The 16,199-nt window shown below is 73.3% G+C and carries 14 protein-coding genes; 7 read left to right on the top strand and 7 right to left on the bottom strand.

Features of this window, described 5'->3' with window-relative positions:
• Positions 1–68: 68 nt before the first annotated feature.
• Positions 69–1,196 (top strand): TIGR03857 family LLM class F420-dependent oxidoreductase, encoded by a 1,128-nt coding sequence (locus AC3YO9_RS14200; RefSeq protein WP_489983624.1) that lies wholly within the window; start codon positions 69–71, stop codon positions 1,194–1,196.
• On the opposite strand, the gene AC3YO9_RS14195 is transcribed toward AC3YO9_RS14200, so the two are convergent.
• Together AC3YO9_RS14195 and AC3YO9_RS14190 are read right to left on the bottom strand one after the other, a co-directional pair.
• Positions 1,156–2,484, bottom strand: a complete 1,329-nt coding sequence (locus tag AC3YO9_RS14195) for a M1 family metallopeptidase (protein WP_489983623.1) — start codon at positions 2,482–2,484, stop codon at positions 1,156–1,158. The two genes, AC3YO9_RS14200 and AC3YO9_RS14195, sit on opposite strands and share 41 nt — an antisense overlap.
• The gene (locus AC3YO9_RS14190; protein WP_489983622.1) at positions 2,481–6,338 is read right to left on the bottom strand and encodes a Pls/PosA family non-ribosomal peptide synthetase; all 3,858 of its coding nucleotides are present in this window, start codon (positions 6,336–6,338) and stop codon (positions 2,481–2,483) included. Before AC3YO9_RS14190 ends, AC3YO9_RS14195 begins: the two co-directional genes overlap by 4 nt.
• A 171-nt stretch (positions 6,339–6,509) precedes the next feature.
• Between AC3YO9_RS14190 and AC3YO9_RS14185 the strand changes: the two genes are divergently transcribed.
• Both AC3YO9_RS14185 and AC3YO9_RS14180 read left to right on the top strand, forming a co-directional pair.
• A complete protein-coding gene (locus tag AC3YO9_RS14185) occupies positions 6,510–7,406 on the top strand; it encodes an NAD(P)H-binding protein (protein WP_489983621.1) in 897 nt (298 codons plus the stop codon).
• Positions 7,403–8,221, top strand: a complete 819-nt coding sequence (locus AC3YO9_RS14180; RefSeq protein WP_489983620.1) for a CPBP family intramembrane glutamic endopeptidase — start codon at positions 7,403–7,405, stop codon at positions 8,219–8,221. Before AC3YO9_RS14185 ends, AC3YO9_RS14180 begins: the two co-directional genes overlap by 4 nt.
• Here AC3YO9_RS14180 and AC3YO9_RS14175 read toward each other — a convergent pair.
• Positions 8,175–9,071, bottom strand: coding sequence for an oxidoreductase (locus AC3YO9_RS14175; protein ID WP_489983619.1), 897 nt, complete (start codon positions 9,069–9,071; stop codon positions 8,175–8,177). The two genes, AC3YO9_RS14180 and AC3YO9_RS14175, sit on opposite strands and share 47 nt — an antisense overlap.
• A gap of 141 nt (positions 9,072–9,212) precedes the next feature.
• Here AC3YO9_RS14175 and AC3YO9_RS14170 point away from each other — a divergent pair, with 141 nt between their 5' ends.
• The 3 genes from AC3YO9_RS14170 to AC3YO9_RS14160 are packed head-to-tail and all read left to right on the top strand — an operon-like array spanning position 9,213 to position 12,792.
• Positions 9,213–11,480, top strand: a complete 2,268-nt coding sequence (locus AC3YO9_RS14170) for a xanthine dehydrogenase family protein molybdopterin-binding subunit (RefSeq protein ID WP_489983618.1) — start codon at positions 9,213–9,215, stop codon at positions 11,478–11,480.
• Positions 11,480–11,980 (top strand): (2Fe-2S)-binding protein, encoded by a 501-nt coding sequence (locus AC3YO9_RS14165; RefSeq protein ID WP_127782062.1) that lies wholly within the window; start codon positions 11,480–11,482, stop codon positions 11,978–11,980. The genes AC3YO9_RS14170 and AC3YO9_RS14165 overlap by 1 nt, the downstream gene beginning before the upstream one ends.
• A complete protein-coding gene (locus AC3YO9_RS14160) occupies positions 11,977–12,792 on the top strand; it encodes an FAD binding domain-containing protein (RefSeq protein WP_489983617.1) in 816 nt (271 codons plus the stop codon). Before AC3YO9_RS14165 ends, AC3YO9_RS14160 begins: the two co-directional genes overlap by 4 nt.
• Before the next feature lie 13 nt (positions 12,793–12,805).
• Here the strand turns inward: AC3YO9_RS14160 and AC3YO9_RS14155 are convergent, their stop codons facing one another.
• Positions 12,806–13,012, bottom strand: coding sequence for a hypothetical protein (locus AC3YO9_RS14155; protein WP_127782060.1), 207 nt, complete (start codon positions 13,010–13,012; stop codon positions 12,806–12,808).
• 118 nt (positions 13,013–13,130) lie between these two features.
• Between AC3YO9_RS14155 and AC3YO9_RS14150 the strand changes: the two genes are divergently transcribed.
• Positions 13,131–13,559: a CBS domain-containing protein gene (locus AC3YO9_RS14150; protein ID WP_489983616.1), complete on the top strand. Its 429-nt coding sequence runs from the start codon at positions 13,131–13,133 to the stop codon at positions 13,557–13,559.
• A gap of 208 nt (positions 13,560–13,767) precedes the next feature.
• Here the strand turns inward: AC3YO9_RS14150 and AC3YO9_RS14145 are convergent, their stop codons facing one another.
• From AC3YO9_RS14145 to AC3YO9_RS14135, 3 genes are all read right to left on the bottom strand, one after another.
• Positions 13,768–14,100: a hypothetical protein gene (locus AC3YO9_RS14145; protein WP_489983615.1), complete on the bottom strand. Its 333-nt coding sequence runs from the start codon at positions 14,098–14,100 to the stop codon at positions 13,768–13,770.
• Positions 14,101–14,294: 194 nt separating this feature from the next.
• Complete coding sequence (locus AC3YO9_RS14140; RefSeq protein WP_127782057.1) at positions 14,295–15,239, bottom strand: helix-turn-helix transcriptional regulator; 945 nt, start codon at positions 15,237–15,239, stop codon at positions 14,295–14,297.
• 114 nt (positions 15,240–15,353) lie between these two features.
• Positions 15,354–16,193 (bottom strand): aldo/keto reductase, encoded by an 840-nt coding sequence (locus AC3YO9_RS14135; protein WP_489983614.1) that lies wholly within the window; start codon positions 16,191–16,193, stop codon positions 15,354–15,356.
• Positions 16,194–16,199 lie beyond the last annotated feature (6 nt).

Raw genomic sequence — 16,199 nt, 5'->3', positions numbered from 1 at the left:
TGGGCCATGGTGTGACTAACGTAACAACGAACTCCCTCCGGCGGTGAGGGCCAAGCGGAGGAGACGCGGTGGACCAGCTCACCGAGCTCGGCTTCTACACCCTGGCCGGAGCGCCCCGCTCCCCCGCCGAGGTGCGCCCGGAGGTGGCCGCGGCCGAGGAGATGGGCCTGGGCTCGGCGTTCATCTCCGAGCGGTTCACCATCAAGGAGGCCGTCACGCTCTCCGGCGCGGTGGGGGCGCTCTCGCGCACGCTGGGGGTGGCCACCGCCGCCACCAACCACAACACCCGCCACCCCGCGGTGACCGCCTCCTACGCCACCACCATGCACGGGCTCACCGACGGCCGCTTCACCCTGGGGCTGGGCCGGGGCATCGAGCCGCTCTTCGACGCGTTCGGCATTCCGCGGATCACCAGCGCCCAGATCGAGGACTTCGTCGGCCTGGTGCGCCGGCTGTGGCGGGGGGAGACGATCATCGGCCACGACGGCCCGGCCGGGAAGTACCCCGTGCTGCACCTGGACTCCAGCTTCGACGCCGACATCCCGGTGGGGATGGTGGCCTTCGGGCCCCGCTCGCTGGCCCTGGCCGGGCGGACCATGGACATGGTGGTGCTGCACACCTACTTCACCGACGACACCGTGCGCCGGGCCGTGCAGACCGTGCGCACCGCCGCCGAGCAGGCCGGGCGCGACCCCGCCGCCGTGCGCATCTGGTCCTGCTACGCCACCGTCGGCGACCACCTGCCCACCGAGCTGCGGCTGAAGAAGACGGTGGGTCGCCTGGCCACCTACCTGCAGGGCTACGGCGACCTGCTGGTGCGCACCAACGGCTGGGACCCGGCGGTGCTGGAGCGCTTCCGCGCCGACCCGGTGGTGCAGGGGGTGCCCGGCGCGATCGACACCGTCGCCGACGTCGAGACGCTGGGCCACGTGGCCGGGCTGCTGCCGGCGGAGTGGCTGGAGCCGGCGGCCACCGGCAGCCCGCGCCGCTGCGCCGAGCGGGTGCTGGCGCAGCTGGACCTGGGGGTGGACGGGGTGATCCTGCACGGCGCCACCCCGGCCGAGCTGGAGCCGGTGGTCGCCGAGTACCGCGGGCTGCGCCCGGCCGGGCGCTTCGACGGCCTCGACGCCAACCCCGGGCGACCCCGGGCTGCCGCTACGAGCTGGGCAACTTCGGCTGGTCCAGCCACGCGGTGAACAGCTCCCGCAGCGGCTGCCCGGCGTGCGCGCCGGCGAGGTCGATGAAGTCGTGGGTGGTCACCGTGAGGTACCGGTAGCGCGTGGTCCACTCCCGCAGCAGCGCGAAGAACGCCTCGTCGCCGAGCGTGCCGCGCAGGGCGTGCAGCAGGAGCGCACCCCGCTTGTAGAGCCGGTCGTCGAACATCCGCTCGGGCTGCGGGTCGGCGAGGAGCAGGTCCTGCGGCAGCCTGGCCAGCTGGGTGCGGGCCTGCTCGGCCAGCCGCGCGGCGGTGGGTCCACCGCACTCCTCCGACCACAGCCACTCCGCGTAGCAGGCGAAACCCTCGTTGAGCCAGATGTGCTGCCAGCCACGGACGGTGAGGCTGTTGCCGAACCACTGGTGGGCCAGCTCGTGGGCCACCAGCCGCTCCCAGCCCCGGCCGCCGTCGACGTGGTTGGCGCCGAAGATGGACGCGCCTTGCGCCTCGACCGGAATCTCCAGCGGATCACCGGTGACCACCACGGTGTAGGCGGCGAAGGGGTACGGGCCGAACAGCCGCTCGAACAGCGCCATCATCTGCGGCTGCCGGGCGAAGTCGTGCGCCACGGCGGAGCGCAGCGCGCTGGGCGCCAGCACCCGCTGCGCCACGCCGCTCTCGGTCAGGGTGGTCGACTCGTACTGCCCGACCTGCACCGTCGCCAGGTAGCAGGCCATCGGCTCGGGCTGCTCGAACACCCAGGTGGTGCGGCTGGACCGGGTTCGCTGGCTGGTCAGCGTGCCGTTGGCGAACACCGTGTAGGGCGAGTCGGTGGTGATGGTGGTGCGGAAGCTCGCCTTGGCGCTCGGGTGGTCGTCGCACGGGAACCAGGACCGCGCGCCGTCGGGCTGGCTGGCCACGATCACCCCGTCGGTCAGCTCCTCCCAGCCGACCTCGCCCGACGGGCCGGTGACCGGGGTCGGGGCGCCGGTGTAGTGCACGTCGACGGTGAGGGTGGCCCCGACGGGGAGCGGGGTGGCCACGCTGACGTGCAGCTTGTCGTCCCGCTGGGCGAACTTCGTCGCCTTCGTGCCGTTCACCGACACCTTGCTCACGGTGAGCCCGGCGAGGTCGAGGCTGAAGCGCTTGAGGGACTGGGTGGTGACCGCGGACAGCCGGGCCCGCCCGCTCAGCCGGTTGCTCGCCACCCGGTAGTCGAGGTCCAGCTCGTAGCGGGTGACGCTGTAGCCGCCGTTGCCGCGCTCGGGCACGTACGGGTCGCCGACGGAGGCCGAACCCTCCAGCTGGACAGCGTCACGGGACTTCACCGGCAAGTTGTAGCAACAGCGATGGGGTTGCCGACCCAGCGGGTGCCGGCCGGAACCTCGTCCCCGCGCATCACCAGCGAGGCCGGGCCCACGGTGGTGTGGGCACCGATGACCGCCGCGGGCAGGACCACGCTGTGCGGGCCGAGCGTGGCGCCCGCGTGCAGCGTCACCGTGTCCATGCTCATCACCCGGTCGTGGAACAGGTGCGTCTGCACCACGCAGCCGCGGTTCACCGTCGCCCCGTCCCCCAGGGTCACCAGGTCGGCCTCGGGCAGCCAGTACGACTCGCACCAGACCCCGCGACCGATCCGGGCGCCCATGGTGCGCAGCCACGCACCCAGCACCGGGGTGCCCGTGGCGGCGCGGGCGAACCACGGGGCAGCGAGCACCTCCACGAAGGTGTCGGCCACCTCGTTGCGCCACACGAACGAGCTCCACAGCGGGTGCTCCACCGGCCGGAACCGCCCGACCAGCAGCCACTTCGCCGCACTGGTCGCCAGCACCGCGACCGCGCCGGCCGCGATCAGCACCAGGCCCGCGCACGCCGCGGCCACCGCGCCGCCGAATCGGGCAAGCAGCAGCTGCAGGGTCGCCAGCACGCCAAGACCCAGCGCGGCGGTCGCGATCACGGGCACCACCCGGAGCAGCTCCACCAGCGCGCGCGCCACCCGCACCCGTCGCGACGGCGCGAACGTGCGGCCCTCGTCCCCACCGGTGGCCGCGCGACGCAGCCGCACCGGCGGGTTGCCCAGCCACGACGAGCCGGCCTTGGCCTTGGCCGGCGCCGCGGACAGCACCGCCACCAGACCGTTCTTGGGCACCGATCGACCACCGGCGGTCACTCCGGAGTTTCCCAGGAAGGCCCGCTTGCCGACCTTGGCCTCGGCGATGTGCAGCCAGCCACCACCCAGGCGGTAGCCGGCGACCAGGGTGTCGTCCGCCAGGAAGGCGCCGTCGCGCACCACGGTCATCCGGGGCAGCAGCAGCACGGTGGAGGCCTCCACGCCGCGGCCGACACGAGCGCCGAGCGCGCGCAGCCACACCGGGGTGAGCAGGCTGGAGTAGAGCGGAAACAGCCAGCCGCGGGCGGCGTCCATCAGCCGGATGCTCGCCCACACCTGCCAGCCGCGCCGGCTGTGCACCGCCACGGTGCCCGCCCGCATGCCCACACCCAGCGCCCGGACGAGCACACCGGTGAGCAACGCGTAGCCGAGCAACCACAGCAGGGTCGCTCCCGGGAGGGCGAGCAGGCCCCGCCCGGTCGCCGCGCCCAGCGACGGTGCGTCCCCGATCGCCCAGGCCAGCAGGGCGATGCCCGGCAGCCCGGCCAGCACGGGCAGCGCGGCCAGCAGCAGCGAGCCCACGCCGTAGGCCAGCACCCAGACCCTGCTGCGGGCCGGTGCGCGCTCGGGCCAGGGGTGCTTGGCCCGACCCATCCGGGTGGCCGGCGAACCGGCCCAGCGCTGCTCGGCGGGCACGGTGCCGGTGACGGCCGAGCCCGCGGCGATCTCGGCGTCGGCGCCGATGCGGGCGCCGGGCAGCAGGGTGCTGCGGGTGCCGACGGTGGCCCCCGCCCCGACGTGGATCCGCCCCAGGTGCAGCACGTCCCCGTCCACCCAGTGCCCGGCCAGATCCACCTCGGGCTCCACCGAGCAGCCCCGCTCCAGGGTGAGCATGCCGGTGACCGGGGGCAGCGAGTGCAGGTGCACGTTCTTGCCCACCCGCGCCCCCAGCGCCCGGGCATAGACCGTGACCCACGAGGACCCGGCAAGCCCGACGGCCCCGCTGGCATCGGCCAGCCGCTCGGCCAGCCACAACCGCAGGTGCACGCTGCCCCCGCGGGGGTGCTCGCCCGGGCGCACGCCGCGCAGCAGGATCCGGGCACCGGCCACGGCGATCGCCATCCGGCCCGGCGGGCTGACGAGCACCACGACGCCCAGCACCACCCACCACCAGGACACCGCCGGCGCCCACGAACGCGGTCCGAGCACGTTGTTCAGGGCGGCCAGGCAGGTGAACCAGCGCAGTCCGACCACCGTCTGCAGCGGGATGGCCAGCAGCAGCTGCAGCACCTGCGTGCGCCGCGGGGTGGGCACCACGGTGCGCCCGACGGTCACCGGTGGCGCCGCCAGCTCCTCCAGCGCCGCGGCCAGCGCGCTGATGCGCGGGTAGTCGTAGACGTCGGCCACGGTCACCGCCGGATAGCGCTGCCGCAGCGCGGACACCAGCTGCGCGGCGGCCAGGCTGCCCCCACCGGCAGCGAAGAAGTCGGCGTCCGGACTGTGCACCGGGGCGCCGAGGACAGCAGTCCACTGCTCGGCCACCCAGGCCAGGGTGCCCGTGAGCTCCTGCTGCTCGGCGTGGGCGGACGCCACGGGAAGCGGCCAGGGCAGGGCGGCCCGGTCGACCTTGCCCGAGCTGCGGGTGGGCAGGGCGGGCACCACCGCCAGCATCGGCACCAGCGCGGCGGGCAGCACGGCACCCAGCTGCGCGCGGGCGGCGGCGACGTCGAAGTCCGGGCGGCTCGGGGCCAGGTAGCCCACCAGCACCGGGTGCCCGGCCGGGGTGGTGCGCACCGCCGCGGCGGCGGCAGCCACGTCCGGCAGGGCCTGCAGCGCGGCGTCCACCTCGCCCAGCTCGATGCGGCGCCCGCCCATCTTGACCTGGTCGTCGGCACGGCCGACGAACACCAGCCCCGCGGCGTCGTTGCGCACCAGGTCACCGCTGCGGTAGGCCCGGTCCCAGCCCAGCGCGGGCAGCGGCGCGAACTTCTCGGCGTCCTTGGCCGGGTCGAGGTAGCGGGCCAGCCCGACGCCGCCGATGATCAGCTCACCTATCTCGCCCTCGCCCAGCCGGGCGCCCGTCGCGTCCACGACGGCGAGCTCCCACCCATCCAGCGCCTGCCCGATGCGCACCGGTCCCTCGCCGGTGAGCCGGGCGGCGCAGGCCACCACGGTCGCCTCGGTGGGGCCGTAGGTGTTCCACACCTCGCGCCCGGGCACGGTGAGGCGGGCGACCAGCTCCGGCGGGCAGGGCTCGCCGCCGAAGATGAGCAGCCGCACCGCCTCCAGCGCCTCGGCGGGCCACAGCGCGGCCAGGGTGGGGACGGTGGAGACCACAGTGATGTCGTGCGCCACCAGCCACGGGCCGAGGTCGCTGCCGCTGCGGACCAGCGAGCGGGGCGCGGGCACCAGGCAGGCGCCGTGTCGCCACGCCAGCCACATCTCCTCGCACGAGGCGTCGAAGCCCACCGACAACCCTGCCAGCACCCGATCCCCGGGACCGACGGGGTGGTCCGGCAGAAAGAGGCGCGCCTCGGCGTCCACGAAGGCCGCGGCACTGCGGTGGCTGACCGCCACCCCCTTGGGCACCCCGGTGGAGCCCGAGGTGAAGATGATCCAGGCGTCGTCGTCCACCGTCGGTGCGCGCGGCGTGGCTGGCACCACCTCCAGCGGCTTGCCGTCGAGGACCAGGCGCACCTCGGCCTCGCCGAACACCAGCGTGGCCCGCTCCTCGGGGTCGTCGGCGTCCACGGGCACGTAGGCCGCGCCCGCGGCGAGCACACCCAGGATGGCGACGTAGAGCTCGCAGGACCCGGACGGGATGCGCACCCCCACCCGGTCCCCGGGGCCGATCCCGGCACCGGCCAGCACGGCGGCCAGCGCTCGAACCTCCAGCCACAGGTCCGCGTAGCCCAGCCGGCGATGACCGTCGTCCAGGGCGTCGGCATCCGGCCAGAACGCAGCAGTGGCAGCGAGGATGTCGAGCAGGGTGCGGGGCTCCGGGGCAGCCGAGCCAGGCAGCTTCTGCCCAGGCAGCGTCTGCCCAGGCAGCGGTGGATCAGCGTGGATCACGGCAAGGTCAGTCCTATCGGGGTCTCAGCGCGGAGTCCTGCTGCGGCAGGCGCGGGCCAGCTCGGGCCTTCGCCCACGGTGTACCACCAAGGTGTCCGGAAGGTGAACGCCGCTGCTCCCCCACCACAGCCAGGACGAGCACAACCGCGCCACACCAGCGATCCTGGGGACATGCGTGTTCTGGTTGCGGGTTCGTCCGGTTTCGTGGGTCAACGACTGTGCCCTGCCCTTGTCGAGGCTGGGCAGGAGGTGCGGGCCATGACGCGCCACCCCGACACCTACGACGGCGCGGGTGAGGCGGTCTACGGCGACGTGCACGACGCCGGCTCGCTCGCCACCGCGCTGCAGGGCTGCGCGGCGGCCTACTACCTGGTGCACTCCCTGGACGCCGCCGACTTCCAGCAGCGCGACCTGGCCGCCGCGGAGAACTTCGCCCAGGCCGCCGCGGACGCGGGCCTGGAGCGCATCGTCTACCTGGGCGGGCTCGGCGACGACGACGACGACCTCTCCGAGCACCTGCGCAGCCGCCGCGAGGTGGAGCACGCCCTGGGCTCGGCGGGGGTGCCGGTGACCACGCTGCGCGCCGGCATCATCGTCGGCCACGGGGGCATCTCCTGGGAGCTGACCCGCCAGCTGGTGGAGCACCTGCCGGCCATGGTCACCCCGCGCTGGGTGCGCACGCGCACCCAGCCCATCGCCATCGACGACGTGGTGCGCTACCTGGTGGGCGTGCTGCAGGCACCCGAGGCGCGCGGGCGCGCCTTCGACGTGGGCGGGCCCGACGTGCTGGCCTACGTGGACATGATGCGGCGGGTCGCGGCCATCGAGCAGCGGCCGCTGGTGATCGTGCCGGTGCCGCTGCTCTCGCCGGGGCTGTCGTCGCGGTGGTTGTCCCTGGTCACCGACCTGGACACCCAGACCGGCCGCTCGCTGGTGGAGTCGATGCGCAACGAGGTGGTCGTGCGCGACGACAGCATCCGCCAGGTCGTGCCCTTCCAGCCGATGAGCTACGACGACTCGGTCCGGGCAGCGCTGGCCGAGCGCGCCGAGGCCCTGCTGCAGCTGTGAGGATCCCAGCGCCGGCGTGGCTGACGGAGCGGGTGCCGCGCGACCACTGGGAGCCTGACGCCGCCTTCGCCCGGCGCCGCAAGGTGGTGGGCGCGGTGTCGGTGGCCGGGGCCGGGCTGCTGGGGGTGTCGCTGTCCACCGAGCCGGGCTCGCCCGAGTTCTACGGCCTCACCCTGGCGGTGGCCGCCACCTACACCGCCGGCGGCCTGGCGTCGGGGCCGCTGCACCGGGGCTGGGCCCGCGGCCCGGACGGGGCGCTGCACCGGCCCGTGCTGGTCCCGGTGCTGGTGGGTGCGGGCGCGTTCGGCGTCTTCTACGCCGCCGCCCTCGTCGCCCGGCACGTGCCGGTGCTGGACCGCGCGATCTCCTCGGTGCTGCAGTACTCCGACGAGGGCGCCGACCGGCTGGTGCTGCTGACCACGCTGGCCAACGGGGTGGCCGAGGAGGTGTTCTACCGCGGCGCGGTGTTCGCGGCGCTGGGCGCCGGGGCACTCGGGACCGGGCGCCCGGTGCTGGCCACCACCGCGGTGTACACGCTGGCCACCTGCGCCACCCGCAACCCCGCCCTGGTGCTGGCCTCCACCGCGATGGGCACCCTCTTCGCGCTGCAGCGCCGCGCCACCGGCGGCATCCAGGCCCCGATGATCAGCCACGTCACGTGGTCGGCGCTGATGCTGCGCCACCTGCCGCCGCTGTTCGGCAAGCAGTCCTCCGGACTGCTCGGCCCGGGGGCCCGGGTCAGCTCGGCGACACTCAGCTCGGCGACACTCAGCTCGACGACACGGTGGAGGGCAGGTCGAACTCGACGCCGGTGAGCTCCTCGGAGAGGTCCCACAGCCGCCGCTGCACCTCGCGGTCACGCGACCGGCGGTTGGATCCCACCGGCTTGGGGTGCCCGCGCTGCTGGCCCAGCCCGTCCGGGCCCACGTAGGTGCCGCCCGGCAGGTCCGGTGCGGTGGCCGCGTAGAGGGTGGGCAGCGCCCCCATGGTCGCCGACTGCGCCCACACCCGGTTGAGCACGTTGGTCACCCTGTCCAGCGGCGACTCCGTGCGCGACTGCAGGTTGGTGCGGGCGTACCCCGGGTGCGCGGCCATCGAGCGCACGGTGGAGCCGGCGGCGTCCAGGCGGTGCTGCAGCTCGTAGGCGAACATCAGGTTGGCCAGCTTGGACTGCCCGTACGCCGGCCACTGGTGGTAGCCGCGCTCCCAGCTGAGGTCGTCCAGCCGGATGGTGCCGATCCGGTGCATCACGCTCGACAGGGTGACCACCCGGTCGGTGACGCGGTCCAGCAGCAGACCGGTGAGCGCGAAGTGGCCCAGGTGGTTGGTGCCCACCTGCATCTCGAAGCCCTGCGCGGTGCGCCGCAGCGGGATCGCCATGACGCCCGCGTTGTTCACCAGCAGGTCCACCGGGGCGTCCACGGTGTCGGCGAACCGGCGCACCGAGTCCAGGTCGGCCAGGTCGAGCCGGCGCACCTCCACGTCGCCGGTCATCCGGCTGGCGGCGTCGGAGCCCTTGCCGGTGTCGCGGCAGGCCAGGATCACCTGGGCCCCGGCCCGCGCCAGCGCGGCGGCGGTGCACAGCCCCAGCCCGCTGTTGGCGCCGGTGACGATGGCCGTCCGTCCACTCTGGTCGGGGATGTCGGCAGCTGTCCACTTCGTCATGCCGGCAGCCTAGGCGGCCACCTGGCCCGCGGCGACACCGCGAAGGCGGTCTGCCGCAGCGCGTCCGGAGCGAACGCGCGCCGGGCAAGCACAGGGTCAACAACCGTTGACCGAGGGTGTAACGCAGGGCACAGTGAGGGCATGAGCATCCTGGGCACGCGGGTCGTGCGCATCGAGGATCCGAAGTTCCTGACCACCGGCGGCACCTACACCGACGACCTGGTGGACGACCAGCTGACCGGAGCGCTGCACCTCACGCTGGTCCGCTCGCCCGCCGCGCACGGCCGCATCCTGGAGATCGACACCTCCGAGGCCCTGCAGGCACCCGGGGTGGTCGCGGTGATCACCGCTGCTGATCTCACCGAGCTGAGCCCCATCCCTCCCGGCATGCCCTTCTTCCCGGAGGCGATGACCCGCCCGTGGCTGGCCCACGACGTGGTCCGCTTCGTCGGGGAGCCGGTGGCCGCGGTGCTCACCGAGGAGCGCTACCAGGGTGAGGACGCCGCCGAGCTGGTGTCGGTGGACATCGATCCGCTGCCCGCCGTGATCGGCACCGCCAAGGCCGTCACCGACGAGGTGCTGCTCTTCCCCGAGGCCGGCACCAACACCGTCTTCGCCATGGGCGAGGAGGTGCCGGAGGACTTCTTCGCCGACTGCGAGGTGGTGGTCCGCCGCGAGATCGTCAACCAGCGGGTGGCGCCGGCTCCGATGGAGGTCCGCGCCGCCGCCGCGGCCTGGGGCGCCGACGGCCGGGTGACGGTGTGGTGCTCCAACCAGGGCGCGCAGGCCACCCGCCGGGAGATCGCGGCGTGGCTGGGCCTGGACGCCGAGCTGGTGCACGTGCGCACGCCCGACGTGGGCGGAGGCTTCGGCGCCAAGATGAACGCCGACCCCGAGTTCGCCCTCATCGTGTGGATCGCCCGGCACCTGGGCCGCCCGGTGCGCTGGGTGGAGACCCGCTCGGAGAACCTCACCGGCATGGTCCACGGCCGCGGCCAGGACCAGGTGGTCACCATCGGCGGCACCCGGGACGGCCGTGTCACCGCCTACGCCCTGGAGCTGGTGCAGGACTCCGGGGCCTACCCACGCACCGGCGCGGTGCTGCCCATCCTCACCGGCATGATGGCTCCCGGTGTCTACGACATCGCCAAGCTGCACACCAAGGTCCGCAGCGTGGTCACCAACACCACCACCATCGCCGCCTACCGCGGCGCCGGTCGTCCGGAGGCCACGGCCGCGGTGGAGCGGGCGATGGACCTGTTCGCCGCGGAGATCGGCATGGACCCCGCCGAGGTGCGCCGCCGCAACCTGATGGAGCCCTTCGACCAGCCGCGCCTCAACGGCACCGGCGCCACCTACGACTGTGGCGACTACAGCCGGGCGCTGGAGCTGGTGCTGTCCGCGGCCGACTACGACGGGCTGCGCAAGGAGCAGGCCGAGCGCCGGGCCCGCGGCGACCGCAACCAGCTGGGCCTGGGCCTGGCGGTGTACGTCGAGGTGACCGGGGCGGGGCCGGACGGACCGGCCGAGGACGCCGAGATCGAGGTGCACGCCGACGGCAGCGCCACCATCCTCACCGGCACCTCCCCGCACGGGCAGGGCCACGCCACCTCCTACGCCATGCTGGCCAGCGAGCGGCTGGGCATCCCGATGGACCGGATCACCGTGCTGCACGGCGACACCGACCTCATCCCCGTCGGTGGCGGCACGATGGCCTCGCGCAGCCTGCAACAAGGCGGGGCGGCGGTGAACCAGGCCGCCGAGGAGCTGGTGGAGCTGGCGCGCACCCGCGCCGCCGAGCTGCTCGAGGCCGACGCCGCCGACCTGGTGGTCGACCAGGTCAACGCCCGGCTGCAGGTGGCCGGCACCGACGTGGGCATCAGCTTCGCGGCGCTGGCCGAGCAGGAGCGGCTGATGGTGCACACCACGTTCACCGCGGGAGCCACCACCTTCCCCTTCGGCGCCCACCTGGCCGTGGTGGAGGTGGACACCGGCACCGGCAAGCCCACCCTGCAGCGGGTGATCACCGCCGACGACGCCGGCCGCATCCTCAACCCGCTGCTGGCCGAGGGTCAGCGGCACGGCGGCATCGCCCAGGGCGCGGCCCAGGCGATGCTGGAGGAGGTGCTCTACGACGAGGACGGCAACCCGCTGACCTCCACCTTCGCCGACTACCCCATCGTCTCCGCCACCGAGGTGCCCAGCTTCGAGCTGCTCTCCATGGAGACACCGACGCCGGTGAACCCGTTGGGCGCCAAGGGCATCGGCGAGTCCGGGACCATCGGCTCCACCCCGGCGGTGCAGAACGCGGTGATCGACGCCGTGGCGCACCTGGGCGTGCGCCACATCGACATGCCGACCACCTCGATGCGGGTGTGGGAAGCGCTCCGAGCAGGAGAGGGATCCTGATGCAGGTCAGCATGAACATCAACGGCGCCCAGCGCACCGACGAGGTGGAGGCCCGCACCCTGCTGGTGCACCACCTGCGGGAGACCTGCGGGCTCCGCGCGGCCAACGTCGGCTGCGACACCTCCTCCTGTGGCGCCTGCACGGTGCTGCTGGACGGCGAGGCGGTGAAGAGCTGCACCGTGCTGGCCGCCCAGGCCGACGGCTCCGAGGTGACCACCGCCGAGGGGCTGGTCGCCGAGGACGGCAGCATGCACCCGGTGCAGGAGGCCTTCCGCGCCGAGCACGGGCTGCAGTGCGGCTTCTGCACCCCGGGCATGGTGTGCGCCACCGTGGGGCTGCTGCGGGAGAACCCGCACCCCACCGAGCGGGAGGTGCGCGAGGGCTTGGAGGGCAACCTCTGCCGCTGCACCGGCTACCACAACATCGTCCGTGCGGTCCTGGCCGCCGCCGAGCTGAACACGGCAGGGTCCACCCCAGCAGAGGCAGAGGTGCGCGCATGATCCCCGCCGAGTTCGACTACGTGCGGGCCGGCTCGGTGGAGGAGGCGCTGAGCCTGCTCGCCCAGCACGGCGACGAGGCCAAGCTGCTGGCCGGTGGGCACTCGCTGCTGCCGCTGATGAAGCTGCGGATGGCGGTGCCCGGGGTGCTGGTGGACATCGGCGGGCTGGCCGAGCTGCGCTACGTGCGGGTGGAGGCCGACGAGGTGGCCATCGGCGCGCTCACCCGCGACAACGAGCTGCACACCTCCACCGTCGCCCAGGCGGAAGTGCCGCTGCTGGCCCACGTCGCCGGGCAGGTGGGCGACCCACAGGTGCGCGCCCGCGGCACCCTCGGCGGCTCGCTGGTGCACGGCGACGCCGCCTCCGACCTGCCCACCGCGGTGCTCGCCCTGGGCGGCACGCTGGTGGTCCAGGGACCACAGGGCACCCGCACGGTCGCGGCCACGGAGTTCTTCCGCGGGTTCTTCGAGACCGCCGTCGGCGAGGACGAGATGCTGGTGGAGGTGCGGGTCCCGCGCACCGGCCACCTCGGCTGGGGCTACGAGAAGTTCACCCGCCGGGCCAACGACTGGCCGATCATCGCCGCGGCCGCCGTGGACGGCCGGGTGGCGCTGGCCAACATGGGCCCCACGGTGCTGCGCGCCACGGCCACCGAGCAGGCCCTGGCCAACGGTGCGTCGATCGCCGACGCGGCCGCGCTGGCCGACGAGGGCACCTCGCCGACCGCGGACATGCACGCCAGCCAGGACTACCGCAGGCACCTGGCCCGCGAGCTGACCCGCCGAGCGCTGGAGAGCGCCGCCGCGGGCTAGGAGCGAGCCAGCCTCAGCTGGCCTCCTCGGAGGTGCGTCGGCCCGACTGCTTGCTGGCGTCCGGGTCGGGGTCGACGGTGCGGCGCTCGGAGTCGTCCAGGATGGCCTGGGCCTGGGCGTCCGGGTTCTCGCTGCCGGCCGCCTGCTCCTCGGGCAGCAGGTCGGCGCGGGTGGCCCGCTGGTCGTCAGGCTCCGGGGTGTTCTGCTCGGAAGAGGTCATGAGGACTGTCTACCGCATGCGCCCCTGGTGAGGCCTTCCCCCCGCCCCGCCGAGCGCCTACCCTTGCCCCACCGTGGCAGTGATCCGTGTCACACCAGGCGGCGGGGAGGTGGCCAGCGTGCGGATCTCAGACGTGTTGCACAGCAAGGGCGTCCAGGTGGTGTCCGTCGCACCGGACACCCCGGTGCCCGAGCTGCTGAGCCGGCTGGCCGCCCACGAGGTGGGGGCAGCGGTGGTGCTGACGGCCGACGAGGTGGTGGGGATCGTCTCCGAGCGCGACGTGGTTCGTCGGCTGGAGCGGCTCGGCCCGGCCCTGCTGGAGCAGCAGGTGGCCGACATCATGACCAGCCCGGTGCACACCTGCTGCCCCGAGGACAGCCTGGACAGCGTCTCGGTGACCATGACCGAGCAGCGGGCCCGGCACATGCCGGTGCTGGTGCAGGGCCGACTGGCCGGGATCGTCAGCATCGGTGACGTGGTCAAGAGCCACATCGCCGAGCTGGAGCACGACCGGGAGCAGCTGACCGCCTACATCTCCCAGGGCTGACCCTCCTGCGCCCACTCTCCTGCGCCCACCCTCCTGCGCACGGCCGAGCACGGGCCTGCGACGATAGGGGCCGGTACCGAGTCCCACAACGGAGGTTTCGCCATGGTCGTCGTCGGTCTCATCGTGGTCGCGCTGACAGTGCTCGTCGTGGTCGCCCTGACGCTGGTGCTGCTCGTGCAGACCATCCGCGGCTGATCCACCCCCGCAGCTAGCCCGAGCCCGCGCCGTCTCGCAGAGCGGCGTCGAAGGCCGCCTGCACCTGGTCCAGCCCCGTGGGCAGCACCGTGCCCTCGCTCGGCTGCACCACCCAGTCCCAGCGCCCGTCGAAGTGCACGCGGGCCACCGCACGGCCGGACTCGGTCGTCAGGCACGGGATGGACACCGTCCAGAACTTGTGGCGCTCGACGGTCGGCTTGCCGTGCCAGAACCGCTCACCGCGGTAGGTGCCGGGCAGCCGTGCCCGTCGGGCCGACTCCACGAACCCGGGGACGCACCACTCGACCATGGACTCGAGGCCCTCGACGGTGTCGGTGGTGCTCATGCCCTCACGATATTCGCCGTCGAGTGGTGCCACCGATCCAGCGGTACCACCAGCAACCCTGCTGTCCCCTCTTCAGCAGGGTCACCGGAGCCGCCCCACGGGCGCGGCTCGCGACGATCTTGGCTGCGCCTGCTGACGCCGAGCAAGTTGCGTTGCGTGAATTGCAAAGTTCTCTTGACCTACCGGGTCGAGCCTCAGTGCCGGTACTCCCGGGGGGTGTGTCCGGTGCTGGCACGGAAGGAACGGGAGAAGTTCGCGTGGTCGCGGTAGCCGCAGGCTTCCGCGATCTCCGCGATGGTCATGCGGCGGGCCATCGGGTCGCGCAGCATCTTGCCGGCCTTGGCGATGCGCAGCTCCCGGATCTGCTGGGCCACCGAGGGGCCGCCAGCCAGGATCTGCTGCAGCCGGCGCACCGAGATCCCCAGCTCTGCGGCGACCGTGGCGGTGGACAGCGCAGGGTCGGCCAGCCGGGCACGCACCACGTCCCTGGCCTGCTGCCGCCGCACGGCGACGGTCCCGCTGTGGTCGGGCTGCCGTCCGATCGCCGAGCGCACCAAGATCTCGACCAGGCCGTTCAGGTACAGGCCCATGCCGGTGGCGTCCAGCGGCGCAACGCTCTGCCGGGCGGCCCGCGCCGCCCCGGTGAGGGCGGCGCTGAGCGCTGGATCGACGCGCAGCGGGCGGAACATCATGGCGCGCAGCGTGGTCATCGGGATGGACAGCTCGGCAGAGTTCACCGACAGCAGCACCATCGGCGCCCGGATGGCGTGCGTCTTGACGATCGGCTCGTCGTCGGACTGCAGCAGCAGGGTGTGCCGGCCGTAGGAGGACTGCTGGCCCCGGGCGTCCACGAAGAGCTGGCCGTCGCTCGGCAGGGTGACCAGCAGGCGGGTGGCATCCTGGTGGCCGGCCTGCGCGGCGGTGACCTCGGAGCGGTAGGGGTCCACCACCCCGCTCATGATGGTGGCGCCGTTGGCGCGGGCGCTGACCGCCTCAGCCCGGAAGTCGGTGGAGTGCCCGCCCAGCGGACGCATCAGCACAGGCTGCAGGCTGGAGCTCACCGAGCGCTCCCAGTAGGCGAACCGGTCCGACGGCGACACCTCGGTCGTCCGGATGCGGTCAACGACAACGCTGTCCACGCGGCGGTCCCCCCTGGCTCATCCCTGTCTCAGGGTTTTCGCCATTGTGCCCTACCGCCCAACGGGTGCTCCACCACAAAATCCGTTGTGGGGCAACTTGAGCGGGCGGGAGCACTAGCCGTTGAAGGTGTCCGGGTCCGGTCCGCGGCGCTCGCCGTTGCCCATGGTGTCGATGGTGACCATCTCGTCGCCGGTCAGCTCGAAGTCGAAGACGTCGATGTTGGCCGCGATCCGCTCCGGGGTGACCGACTTGGGGATCGCCACGTTGCCCAGCTGCACGTGCCAGCGCAGCACCACCTGGGCGGCGGTCTTGCCGTGCGCCTCGCCGATGGCCACCAGCGCCGGGTCGGCCAGCAGGTCGCCCTGGGCCAGCGGGCTCCAGGCCTCGGTGACGATGCCGCGCTCCTTGTGGAAGGCCCGCAGCTCCTTCTGGGTGAAGTTCGGGTGCAGCTCCACCTGGTTGACCACCGGCACCACCGACGTCTCGTCCATCAGCCGGGTGAGGTGGTCGATGGTGAAGTTGGAGACGCCGATGGAGCGCACCTTGCCCGCCGCCTGGAGCTCCTCGAACGCCCGGTAGGACGCCACGTAGCGGTCGCGCTCGGGCGTCGGCCAGTGGATGAGGTAGAGGTCGAGGTAGTCCAGCCCCAGCTCGGCCAGGCTGGCGTCGCAGGCCTGCAGGGCGGAGTCGTGGCCGTGGTCGTCGTTCCACAGCTTGGTGGTCACGAACAGCTCGCCGCGGGGCAGCCCGGAGTCGGCGATCGCGCGACCCACCGCCGCCTCGTTGCCGTAGGCCTTGGCGGTGTCGATGCTGCGGTAGCCGGCCTGCAGAGCGGCGGTCACCGCGTCGTAGGTCTCCTCCGCGGGGACCTGGAAGACGCCGAACCCGAGCTGCGGGATCGTGTGGCCGTCGTTGAGGGTGACTGCGGGCACGGACGTTGTCGGTGAAGTCATGCTGGG

The organism is Rhodococcus sp. Z6_132, from assembly GCF_058133635.1.
Note: the sequence above shows the minus strand (reverse complement) of the source record. Positions and strands in the feature narration are given on the sequence as shown.

Coding starts and splice junctions, on each gene's coding strand:
- AC3YO9_RS14185 (WP_489983621.1), top strand. CDS start 6,510: ATGCGTGTTCTGGTTGCGGGTTCGTCCGGTTTCGTGGGTCAACGACTG.
- AC3YO9_RS14175 (WP_489983619.1), bottom strand. CDS start 9,071: ATGACGAAGTGGACAGCTGCCGACATCCCCGACCAGAGTGGACGGACG.
- AC3YO9_RS14170 (WP_489983618.1), top strand. CDS start 9,213: ATGAGCATCCTGGGCACGCGGGTCGTGCGCATCGAGGATCCGAAGTTC.
- AC3YO9_RS14165 (WP_127782062.1), top strand. CDS start 11,480: ATGCAGGTCAGCATGAACATCAACGGCGCCCAGCGCACCGACGAGGTG.
- AC3YO9_RS14160 (WP_489983617.1), top strand. CDS start 11,977: ATGATCCCCGCCGAGTTCGACTACGTGCGGGCCGGCTCGGTGGAGGAG.
- AC3YO9_RS14155 (WP_127782060.1), bottom strand. CDS start 13,012: ATGACCTCTTCCGAGCAGAACACCCCGGAGCCTGACGACCAGCGGGCC.
- AC3YO9_RS14145 (WP_489983615.1), bottom strand. CDS start 14,100: ATGAGCACCACCGACACCGTCGAGGGCCTCGAGTCCATGGTCGAGTGG.
- AC3YO9_RS14135 (WP_489983614.1), bottom strand. CDS start 16,193: ATGACTTCACCGACAACGTCCGTGCCCGCAGTCACCCTCAACGACGGC.